Origin of the sequence: Paenibacillus pinihumi DSM 23905 = JCM 16419 (genome assembly GCF_000422505.1) — a bacterium.
In the GTDB taxonomy this organism is placed as follows: domain Bacteria; phylum Bacillota; class Bacilli; order Paenibacillales; family Paenibacillaceae; genus Paenibacillus_D; species Paenibacillus_D pinihumi.
In genome coordinates, this window is the sequence record NZ_KE383865.1 from 557,899 (window position 1) to 568,565 (window position 10,667).

9 protein-coding genes are annotated in these 10,667 nt (G+C 48.8%); 7 read left to right on the plus strand and 2 right to left on the minus strand.

From position 1 onward, the window contains the following. Positions 1–72: 72 nt before the first annotated feature. On the minus strand, positions 73–1,686 hold the full coding sequence (gene cimA, locus H583_RS0122850) for a citramalate synthase (RefSeq protein ID WP_028562504.1): 1,614 nt from the start codon (positions 1,684–1,686) through the stop codon (positions 73–75). Between the two features lie 265 nt (positions 1,687–1,951). Continuing rightward, on the minus strand, positions 1,952–2,596 hold the full coding sequence (locus H583_RS0122855; RefSeq protein WP_028562505.1) for a GntR family transcriptional regulator: 645 nt from the start codon (positions 2,594–2,596) through the stop codon (positions 1,952–1,954). A gap of 678 nt (positions 2,597–3,274) precedes the next feature. On the opposite strand from H583_RS0122855, the gene H583_RS0122860 reads away from it, so the two are divergent. From H583_RS0122860 to H583_RS0122890, 7 genes are all read left to right on the plus strand, one after another. After that, positions 3,275–4,090 carry a transporter substrate-binding domain-containing protein gene (locus H583_RS0122860; protein WP_081667443.1) on the plus strand — a complete coding sequence of 272 codons (816 nt, stop codon included), beginning with the start codon at positions 3,275–3,277 and terminating at the stop codon, positions 4,088–4,090. 23 nt (positions 4,091–4,113) lie between these two features. Beyond that, positions 4,114–4,767: an amino acid ABC transporter permease gene (locus H583_RS0122865; protein ID WP_028562507.1), complete on the plus strand. Its 654-nt coding sequence runs from the start codon at positions 4,114–4,116 to the stop codon at positions 4,765–4,767. Beyond that, on the plus strand, positions 4,764–5,486 hold the full coding sequence (locus H583_RS0122870) for an amino acid ABC transporter ATP-binding protein (RefSeq protein WP_028562508.1): 723 nt from the start codon (positions 4,764–4,766) through the stop codon (positions 5,484–5,486). Before H583_RS0122865 ends, H583_RS0122870 begins: the two co-directional genes overlap by 4 nt. A 142-nt stretch (positions 5,487–5,628) precedes the next feature. Then, positions 5,629–6,819 (plus strand): ornithine--oxo-acid transaminase, encoded by a 1,191-nt coding sequence (locus tag H583_RS0122875; RefSeq protein ID WP_028562509.1) that lies wholly within the window; start codon positions 5,629–5,631, stop codon positions 6,817–6,819. 46 nt (positions 6,820–6,865) lie between these two features. Then, complete coding sequence (gene rocF, locus H583_RS0122880) at positions 6,866–7,786, plus strand: arginase (RefSeq protein WP_342663550.1); 921 nt, start codon at positions 6,866–6,868, stop codon at positions 7,784–7,786. Positions 7,787–7,825: 39 nt separating this feature from the next. Further along, positions 7,826–9,397, plus strand: coding sequence for an L-glutamate gamma-semialdehyde dehydrogenase (gene pruA, locus H583_RS0122885; protein WP_028562511.1), 1,572 nt, complete (start codon positions 7,826–7,828; stop codon positions 9,395–9,397). Between the two features lie 249 nt (positions 9,398–9,646). After that, a complete protein-coding gene (locus H583_RS0122890; RefSeq protein ID WP_036710518.1) occupies positions 9,647–10,516 on the plus strand; it encodes a hypothetical protein in 870 nt (289 codons plus the stop codon). Positions 10,517–10,667 lie beyond the last annotated feature (151 nt).

Sequence of the window (10,667 nt, forward strand, 5' to 3'; positions counted from 1 at the left end):
AGGCGCTTCGCAGCAGCCCCGGAAGGTTGTTTTTGTTTTAATAAACAAATCGGAGAAAGAGATAATCTCCTCCTAGTGGTTGATCAAGCCCAACCGCTCGCGCTGATCGGACCCGCTGATCTCCAGCTTGGCGGAATTAAGGAGTGCATAACGTATGCTGTCCACGAGCGCCTGCCAGCTTGCTTCAATAATATTGCTGGAGACACCAACCGTGCTCCAGGTGTTATTGAAGTCGGTTGATTCAATCAGAACCCGCACCTTGGCCGCTGTTGCATCATTCTCGTCAAACACCCGAACCTTGTAATCGGAGAGATGAACGTCCATAATGCCGGGATAATATTGTACCAGCGCTTTGCGCAGTGCATTATCCAGTGCATTGACAGGGCCGTTGCCCTCTGCTGCCGTGTAGACGGTCTCGCCATCCACATTAATTTTGACAATGGCCTCTGACAGGAGCTGTCCGTGGCTCTTCTCAACAAGCATTTTGAACGACTCCAGCTTGAAGATTTCCTTGGTTTCGCCGAAGGCTTCGCGAAGCAGCAGTTCCAGGGATGCATCAGCGCCCTCGAATTGATAGCCTTGATGCTCAAGCTCTTTGATTTTGTCGATGATTTGCTTTGTTTTCTCGTTGTTCGCATTAATATCCAGTCCAAGCTCCTGGGCTTTGGAGATGATATTGCTCTGTCCGGCCAGCTCCGAAACAAGAATGCGCTGTTTGTTCCCGACGAGCTCAGGTGCGATATGCTCATACGTTTTGGAATCCTTAAGAATAGCCGAAACATGGATACCGCCTTTATGTGCAAATGCGGCATTGCCGACATACGCCTGATTGACAGGCATATGAACGTTAGCGATCTCGCTTACATAACGGGCTACATTCGTTAGCTGAGCCAGTTGATCGCTGCTGACGCATTGATAATTCATTTTGATCTGCAAATTCGGGATGATGGAGCACAGATTAGCGTTGCCGCAGCGTTCGCCGTATCCGTTAATCGTACCTTGGACTTGACGTGCCCCGGCACCTACAGCTGCCAGCGTATTGGCTACCGCAAGCTCGCAGTCATTATGTGTATGAATGCCGATTGGCGCTGTCAGCTCCTGGCGTACACGGGTAACGATCTCGTGAATTTCACCAGGCAGTGTGCCTCCATTCGTATCACAGAGCACGATCCAGTCTGCACCGGCATCCTGGGCGCTGCGCAGGGCGGCAATGGCATATTCCGGATTATTCTTGTATCCGTCGAAGAAATGCTCTGCATCGTAAATCGCTTCCACATCATTCCGCTTCAGGAAAGCGAAAGAATCGGAAATCATCGCGAGATTTTCTTCCAATGTCGTCTGCAGGGCAGTATGAACATGAAAATCCCAAGACTTTCCGACCAGCGTTGCCGCGGGCACGCCTGATTCTACAATGCGCAGCAGGCTGCTGTCATGCTCGGCAATGCTGTTTTTGCGCCGCGTGCTGCCAAAAGCCGTAATTTTGGCTTGAAGCTGCAAGGATTTGACCCGCTGAAAAAATTCAATGTCCTTGCTGTTGCTTCCCGGATTGCCTCCCTCAATATACTGAACACCCAGCGTGTCCAACTTTTGAGCGATTTTAATTTTGTCATCGGCTGACAAACTGATGCCTTCGCCCTGTGTGCCATCACGCAGAGTCGTATCGAAAATGGAGATTTTTTCTGTCATCGGGATGCTTCCTTTCCTAAATACTATCATTGACAGGCTTAATAAATATTAACGAAGTCATAATTTCCTATTATAACACGGAGCGTCTTCATATGGGTAGCCTAAAACTGGTACGGACAATTGCTCCGGTGATCTTTTTATAGGTAGAAAGAGCATCGTTCTTCTGAAATAAATGCGGGGGATATGCCGGTGCGGCAGCATCCGATCACACAAAGGCCCTGCCTGACATCCTGGAGGGAGTTCAGACAGGGCCTTTGTCATCAATTTATAGCATTTCGTTGTCAATAATACGCCAGTGATACTTTAGAATAGCTTCAAGCTTCTCTTTGTCTTTTGCTTTGAAGTATTCAATGATTTTGCGGTGCTCGGCATTGACTTCATTTAATACCAGTGCAAGCTTTTTGTTATCATTGCTCAGATAGGATTGACGGATAAAGCTGTTTTTCAGCGAGTGAAGCATTTCAATCAGGTTCGGATTATCACATTGGCGAATATAAACGTTATGAAATTTATATTGGTCCTTATGATACTCTGAAAAATCAAACTGGATAATATCGTTTTGAATTTTATCCACAATCGCTTCCATTTCTTTAATATCCTTTTCCGCCAGATTATCTGTGGCAAGTGTCGCGGCAAGAGCATCAAGGGCGCCTATAATTTGTGAGACGTTGAGCTTTTCTTTGCCTTCAAACGGCTTGACGATAAATCCGCGGCGGGGGATATAATCGAGCAGATTGTCAGAGGATAGCTGAAACAGCGCCTCCCGGGTAGGTGTCCGGCTGATATCCAGCTTTTTGCAAATTTCCGCTTCATTGATTTTCTGGTTTGGAAGAAGCGTTCCGTCCTGGATTTTCTGGGCGATGTAATCATAGACATGATCCTTGAGAGACTGATATTTTGGCGCTTGCATGCCGGATTCCCCTTTCGTAATACTTGTTTGCTAAAATATAGAAAGCGCGTCCAAATCAATTGGCTGTTTACATTGACTATTGATCGTCGTGTAGTGTACACTTTTGGATGCAAGTGTTTTGTGCCGCTCTATTGGATCACGCGGATTCGTGTGTTCTGGTAGCCATGTCAGGCCATGTCGCAGTATATGTGTTCATATGCTTCATACATCATATTGCATAAATCAGTCACACTTCTTATTCAACTTCATTGAAGTAAATGAGGTCCATTTTCCTTGTCATTCTAGGGGTTTTCCGTAATGGGAAATGAATGGCGGGTTAAAAATGGATCGTACAGGTATGGTGATTAATGAATAATAATTAACGAAAGTAATTCTTTATCCATGTTTACATCTTATCACTGGAGTTCGCGTTGTTCAAGATGGAGTTGAATTTATATGTTAGATTTATGTCAGGTGGATAACAAGAACAAGCGTAATACAAGGAAAAGCAGTCGAAAAAATAAGTTGTTGATCCCACTTGCTGATGTTATAATAAGTGACATATTAAAAAGAAAACTTGCATAAGTTAGTGTATATTGTATACAGATTTGGAAAAGTATATGACTTTATTTAATATTTTGGAAATCTGTAATACGACTAAATATATAAAATATTAAAAAAGCGGGAGAGATGAAAGAAATGAAGAAACTTTTGATTTTGGCAGTCATGCTCACAACGGTGCTTGCGGGTTGCGGGCAGAAGGATACTGGAACAACAAATACACAAGGCGGTACCGACAATAAGCCGGCTGTAACAGATAAAGCAAAACTGACGGTCGGAACAAGCGCTGATTTCGCGCCATATGAATTCCATAAGAACATTGATGGAAAAGATACAATTGTAGGTTTTGATATTGAAATTGCCAAAGAAGTGGCTAAAGATGCGAATGCCGAGCTGAAGATCGAAGATATGGATTTTGACAGCCTGTTGATGGCGCTGGATACCGGCAAGCTGGACTTTGTTATTTCCGGCATGAACCCGACGCAAGAGCGCAGAGAAGCTGTTGATTTCTCCGATATTTACTACCTGGGCGAGCATAGCGTACTGGTGAAAAAAGATGCTGTGGGCAATTTCAAATCCGCTGACGATTTGAAGGGCAAAAAGATTGGTGTTCAAAAAGGTTCCCTGCAAGAGGAAATTGGCCAAGGCGTAGAAGGCGCACAACTGACTTCCCTGGCGAAGCTGCCTGAGCTGGTTATGGAGCTGAAAACCGGCCGTGTGGATGCTGTAATCGTAGATAAGCCGGTTGCAGACCAATATGCTGCCAACCAGGACGATATCGCAGTAGCATCCGATGTGAAATTCGAGCTTTCCGAAGATGAGACAGGCTATGCGATTGCTGTGAAGAAAGGCAATAAGGAGCTTCTGGACAAAATTAATGCTACCATTAAACGCTTGAGTGAAAATGGGGATATCGAGCGCTTCGTAGTTGAAGCCAACGAATTGGTCGAATAATTTCAGGGACGGAGTAGAAGCTGATGTCGCTAGACTTTACTTTTATGGCGAAATACTGGGAGATGTTTTTGCAAGGAGCCTGGGTTACGCTGCAGCTGTCGTTTTTCGGCGTACTACTGGGTACCGTGTTTGGCATTTTCCTGGCTTTAATGAAAATTTCGAAGGTATGGGTCTTCAGGGCCCTATCTTCGACTTATATTGAGATTATCCGCGGCACTCCAATGCTCGTTCAAGTATTCATCATATACTTCGGGCTGGTGCCTTTTGGCCTTGAATTAACGAAGTTTGAGGCCGGGATTGCAGCACTGACGATCAACAGTGCCGCCTATATGGCAGAAGTATTCCGTGCGGGAATCAATGCAATCGACAAGGGGCAGGCGGAGGCCGCCCGTTCGCTTGGGATGTCGCATGGCATGACGCTGCGCCACATTATCCTTCCGCAGGCGTTCCGTAACATGCTGCCTGCAATCGGCAATGAGTTCATTATTATTGTAAAAGATTCTTCCTTGGTGTCCACAATTGGTGCTGCGGAGATTATGTACACGGCACGGACCGTACAAGGAGCAGCATTTAAGCCGCTCGAGCCTTTGCTTGTAGCTGCTGCGATGTATTTTGTGCTCACATTTACGCTATCCAAGCTGCTGAGTGCTCTTGAAAGGAGGCTGCAAAAACGATGATCCGAGTTAGCGGCCTGCGCAAATCCTTCGGCAAAAATGAAATTCTTAAAGGCATCGATACCGAGATCAAAAAGGGCGAGGTTGTCGTTGTCATTGGACCAAGCGGCTCCGGCAAGAGTACGTTTTTACGCTGTCTCAACCGGCTCGAGGAGCCGACGGGCGGACAGATCTGGTTTGAGGAACAGCAGTTAACCGGGAAGCAGTCGGACCTGAACAGAATCCGCCAGCGAATGGGAATGGTGTTCCAGCAGTTCAATCTTTTCCCGCATATGAGCGTTATGGACAACCTGACTCTTGCGCCGCGAAAGCTTAAGAATCAGAGCAAGGGCGCGGCGGAGAAGATTGCAATGGAACTGCTCAAGTCCGTAGGGCTTGAAGACAAGGCTTCGGCTTACCCGGACAGTCTGTCAGGCGGTCAGAAGCAGCGGATTGCAATTGCAAGAGCGCTGGCGATGGAGCCGGCAATGATTCTGTTTGACGAGCCGACATCGGCGCTTGACCCGGAGATGGTCGGCGAGGTATTGGATGTTATGAAGCGTCTGGCGAAAAATGGCATGACGATGGTTATTGTTACCCATGAGATGGGATTTGCGCGTGAGGTAGGCGACCGCCTTATTTTTATGGATGGCGGTGTTATTGTCGAAGAAGGCGATCCGCGGGCTATTTTTGAAAATCCGCAGCATTCACGGACAAAGGATTTTTTGTCAAAGGTATTGTAATTGCTGCATATAATGCAGGAAACAAAGCGGATTTTGCTTTTGGCGAATCCGGAACTGGAAAGGAATACGTTCCAATCCAGTTTTTTTATCCGAATTTAAGTATATTGTATTTTGTATACAAAATTCATATGAGGTGATTGCGATGCTGGATTCCAGAATGGTGATTCAAATGTCGGATCAATATAGTGCCCATAACTATCATCCGCTGCCGATTGTAATCTCAAAAGCAGAGGGCGTATGGGTGGAAGACCCCGAAGGCAATCGGTATATGGATATGCTAAGCGCTTATTCCGCATTAAATCAGGGACATCGTCATCCAAAAATCATCCAGGCTTTAAAAGATCAGGCAGACCAAGTCACATTGACATCAAGAGCCTTTCATAGCAGCACAGCAGGTGTTTTCTATGAAAAGCTTTCACGATATACAGGCAAACCCAAAATACTCGCAATGAATACGGGTGCAGAGGCTGTAGAGACAGCCATCAAGGCTGTGAGACGCTGGGCATACCGGCATAAGGGCGTTGCCGGCAACGAGGCGGAGATCATCGTCTGCAGCGGCAATTTTCACGGACGGACGATTACAGTGACCTCCTTCTCTTCCTCAGAGGAATACAAGAAGGACTTCGGACCATTCACTCCAGGCTTCAATCTGGTGCCCTATGGGGATATAGCAGCGCTGGAACAGGCTATTACCCCGAATACGGCAGCCTTTCTCGTAGAGCCGATTCAGGGAGAAGCGGGGATTGTCATCCCGGAGAACGGATATCTGGCTGCTGCACAGGCGTTGTGCCGCAAACATCAAGTGCTGCTGGTGGCGGATGAAATTCAGACCGGCTTTGGCCGGACCGGACGCCGCTTCGCCTCTGATTGGGAGCAGGTGGAGCCGGACGTCTATATTATGGGCAAAGCGCTTGGAGGCGGTGTCATGCCGATCTCGGCTGTTGCTGCAGGCGATGAAGTGCTGGGCGTCTTCGAGCCGGGTTCCCACGGTTCCACCTTTGGCGGCAATCCGCTCGCCTGTGCGGTCGCGATAGCGGCGCTGGACGTACTGGAGGACGAGAAGCTGGCAGAGCGCTCTGATGAGCTTGGGAAGTATTTCATCCATAAACTTGCAGAGATTGAGAGTCCAATTGTGAAGGAGATTCGTGGCAGAGGACTATTCATTGGCCTGGAGCTTCATGGGCAGGCCCGTCCTTACTGTGAGAAGCTGATGAAACTGGGACTTTTGTGCAAGGAGACTCATGATACCACAATCAGATTTGCGCCGCCTTTAATTGTCAGCAGGGAAGAACTGGACTGGGCGCTTGAGAGAATCGTGAGCGTATTGCAATAGCAGGATTCTTGACTCAGGTTTTTACTCAATCAGGGAGGGGAAACAGATGAGTATGATGATGCAAAGCAAGAAAGTCGATTTGATTCAGGTTCCTTTTTGGCTGGGGTGCGGCCGGGCGGGAACCGAGCTTGGTCCGGAAAGCATGATGCAGGCAGGCCTGGGCAGACAATTAAAGGCGATTGACGGACTTGCGCTCCGCAGTAATGTGGTTATTGACTGTCCGGCGCCGGCAGCAGCAGCAGGGAGCGGCTCGGCCAAAGCCAAGTATTTGCAGGAGGTAACGGCCATGAGCGGGCTTTTATGCGGGCAGGTAGCGAAATCTGTCAAAGCAGGCGCCTTCCCTCTTGTGCTTGGCGGAGATCACAGCATCGCGATCGGCTCGTTGGCAGGTCTTACCGCTTGTTGCCCGAACCTTGGCGTCATCTGGTTTGACGCGCATGCGGACCTGAACACGGAGGACACGACACTCAGCGGAAATATACACGGGATGCCGCTTGCGGTTGCCCTTGGCCGGTCCCGGTTCAAGCTGACGGATATTCCGGGAGCAGGTCCGCTTTTGAAAAAGGAAAATCTCGTGATTATCGGCGCACGTGATCTGGATCCTGCCGAGAAGGAATATATTCGTTCTGAGGGCATTACCTGTTTCTCGATGCATGAGATTGACCGCATGGGAATTCAGGCTGTTGTGAAAGAAGCGCTTGAGGTGGCCGGAAACGGAACAGACGGCATCCATCTTAGCTTTGACATGGATTGTCTGGACCCGCTGGAAGCACCGGGAGTTGGAACGCCGGTTCCCGGCGGCCTGACTTACCGCGAAGCCCATTTTGCACTGGAACTGTTGGCAGAGACGAAACGCATTACGTCGATGGATCTGGTGGAGGTCAATCCGCTGATTGATTACAACATGCGGACGGCGCGGCTCGCCACTCAACTGATTGCTTCAACATTGGGCAAGCGGATTTTGTAAATTGGCAGGTACAAACTAACGAAAGCTGAGGCGATTGACATGTCTGAGAAGAAGCTTAGTTTTCCACCGTTTACGAATGAACCGTTCACCGATTTCAGCAAGGAAGAAAACCGCCGCGAGATGCTGGCAGCTCTTGCCCATGTCAAAAGAGAGCTGAACCGCACGTATCCGCTGCATATCGGCGGCAAGGAAGTGTATACAGGGGACTGGATCATCTCCATTAATCCGGCTCATACCGGTGAGACAATCGGAAAAGTGAGCAAGGCAGGCTTGGAGCAGGCCGAACAGGCGATGCAGTCTGCGCTCCAAGTATTTGAATCGTGGAAAAAGACTTCTGTAGCGGAGCGTGCAGCGCTGCTCGTCAACGCAGCAAATCTGATGCGTCAGCGCAAGCATGAGTTTTCCGCCCGGCTGGTGTTTGAATCCGGGAAGAACTGGGGAGAGGCGGACGCGGATACAGCAGAAGCAATTGACTTCCTTGAATATTATGCGCGTGAGATGATCCGGCTGGACGAAACTAACGAGCACCGGCCCCTGGTTCCGGTTGCAGGGGAGACGAACAGACTAAGTTACATCCCGCTTGGAGTTGGCATTGTCATCCCGCCATGGAATTTTCCATTGGCCATTTGCGCAGGGATGTCAGCGGCAGCCGTAGTTGCAGGTAATACAATTATTCTTAAACCAGCTTCGACTACTCCGGTCATTGCGTACAAATTTTATGAGGTAATGGTGGAGGCAGGCATTCCTGCAGATGTCATTCAGTACCTTCCGGGCAGCGGTTCCGAGATTGGCGACTACCTGGTAGGGCATCCGCAGACCCGTTTTATCAGCTTCACCGGTTCCAAGGAGGTCGGGCTGCACATTAACCAGCTTGCGGCCGGGCAGGCTCCAGGTCAAATCTGGATCAAGCGCCTGATCGCGGAGATGGGCGGCAAGGACGGCATTGTCGTTGATGAAACGGCAGATTTGGATGCCGCGGCGGATGCAATTGTTGCTTCAGCATTTGGCTTTCAGGGACAAAAATGCTCCGCAGGCTCCCGCGCAATCATTGTGCAGGATGTGTATGACGAGCTGGTGGATAAAATCACGGAACGGACTGCGCGGCTAATCGTCGGTCTCCCTGAGGATAATGTGCCTGTCGGTCCGGTCATCGACAACAGCTCCTATAAGCGGATTCTCGATTACATCGAGAAAGGGAAGGCCGAAGGCAAATTGCTGGCAGGCGGGGGGAAAGCTCCCGGCAGCGGCTACTTCATTGAGCCGACCGTATTTTCCGACGTGGCTGAAGACGCGGTGCTGATGCAGGAGGAAATATTCGGTCCGGTGCTGGCGATCAGCAAGGCCAAAGATTGGCAGGATGCGATCCGCATTTACAACCATACCGAGTTCGGGCTTACCGGCTCCTATTTTTCGGCCGACGAACAGCGGATTGGAGTTGCGCTGGAACACATGCATTGTGGAAACCTCTACATCAACCGCAAATGTACGGGAGCTTTAGTCGGTGCTCATCCATTTGGCGGTTTTAACCTGTCAGGTACAGATTCCAAGGCAGGCGGCCATGATTATCTGCTGCTGTTTACACAGGCCAAGCTAACATCGAGGAAAAATTAGCGGTGAATCTCATGGCGTAGAGAGTACAGGATTATAGAAATTTAAGCACATTTCCCTGGACTGAGTGAGATTAGGATGGGGAATAAATGAGACATGCAGACCATGCTGCATGTCTTTCTTTTTCACAGATGGTGCAGAGTTAAATCGAGTGTAATTGGGCTTACTTTTACATAAAAACGATTGGATTGCAATTTTGCCGCGAAAAATGTAACGTAGGTTGTAGATATTTCATAGAAAGGTCGTGTCATCGTGACAGCATATGCATTTTTGATCAAGCCTGACTTCTATCAGGCATTCGAGAATGAAGAGGAACAGATTGCACATTGCAAGGACTGGGGGCTTCTGTCGGATAAGGCGACAAAGACAAAAGCATTTTACTATAAAGCAGGCGGCGTCAATTTGCCTTGCACGATTGCAGGTTTTGTGGACAAGCTGACCGCTGTCATTGAATTTGAGAATGGTCAGCGGCATTGCATCCATCCCTCCTATTTGAAGGAAATGCAGGCGGCGAATTACGGGCAAAGGTTCTCAGCGCTTGCCGAAGAGATTTCTGCAGAAGGATCGTCTGACTCGAAAACTGCCGGGAGCACAGCAGAATCCGAAAATCCGCAGGATGCGAAAGCCGAAGGGCAGGCAGAAAGCACTCCGCTTGAGGACGTTCAGTTTGAGGAGCTTGCACCGATTGAAGAAACAGTTGCGAGCGGCGAGAGTTCACCGGACAAGCAGGATTCGGCAGATTCGGTCGTCGATTTGTTCGGCAATGTAGAGACTCCAGCAGAGGAAGCGCCAGCGAAACCCAAGGCGAAAAAAGAAAAGAAGCTGAAGCTTCAACTGCCGGAGGATAAAGTGAAAATGACCGCTACAGTGAAGGAGTTCACTAGTGTGCCGAATCATTTCACGGAGACTGAAGATGAGGTTATTATTTATGAGCTGGTCTCTATTGTGGAGCCTGAACTGGAAATTGGCGATGCCTGGTCCAGCTACAGTGCAACCCTGAAAAAGCTGGAGCTCGAAGCCGGAGACATGCTGACCTTTGACGCCAAAGTCGTAGCCAAAAAGCTGACGAAACATCCTGTTCCGTATAAGATAAATAACCCTTCGAAGATACAGAAGGGGTAAGTACCCCGCGTACTAAATTGACTCTATGGACTATATCCGACAAGCCTGTCTTTCTTATTTTTATTATTCAAAGATAGTTGGGTTTGTCGGTTGATGGTTAATTCCTCTTATTTTCGCTTGCTGCCGACAGAGCGGTGAATACGTCTGGCAA

Coding starts and splice junctions, on each gene's coding strand:
- cimA (WP_028562504.1), bottom strand. CDS start 1,686: ATGACAGAAAAAATCTCCATTTTCGATACGACTCTGCGTGATGGCACA.
- H583_RS0122855 (WP_028562505.1), bottom strand. CDS start 2,596: ATGCAAGCGCCAAAATATCAGTCTCTCAAGGATCATGTCTATGATTAC.
- H583_RS0122860 (WP_081667443.1), top strand. CDS start 3,275: ATGAAGAAACTTTTGATTTTGGCAGTCATGCTCACAACGGTGCTTGCG.
- H583_RS0122865 (WP_028562507.1), top strand. CDS start 4,114: ATGTCGCTAGACTTTACTTTTATGGCGAAATACTGGGAGATGTTTTTG.
- H583_RS0122870 (WP_028562508.1), top strand. CDS start 4,764: ATGATCCGAGTTAGCGGCCTGCGCAAATCCTTCGGCAAAAATGAAATT.
- H583_RS0122875 (WP_028562509.1), top strand. CDS start 5,629: ATGCTGGATTCCAGAATGGTGATTCAAATGTCGGATCAATATAGTGCC.
- rocF (WP_342663550.1), top strand. CDS start 6,866: ATGAGTATGATGATGCAAAGCAAGAAAGTCGATTTGATTCAGGTTCCT.
- pruA (WP_028562511.1), top strand. CDS start 7,826: ATGTCTGAGAAGAAGCTTAGTTTTCCACCGTTTACGAATGAACCGTTC.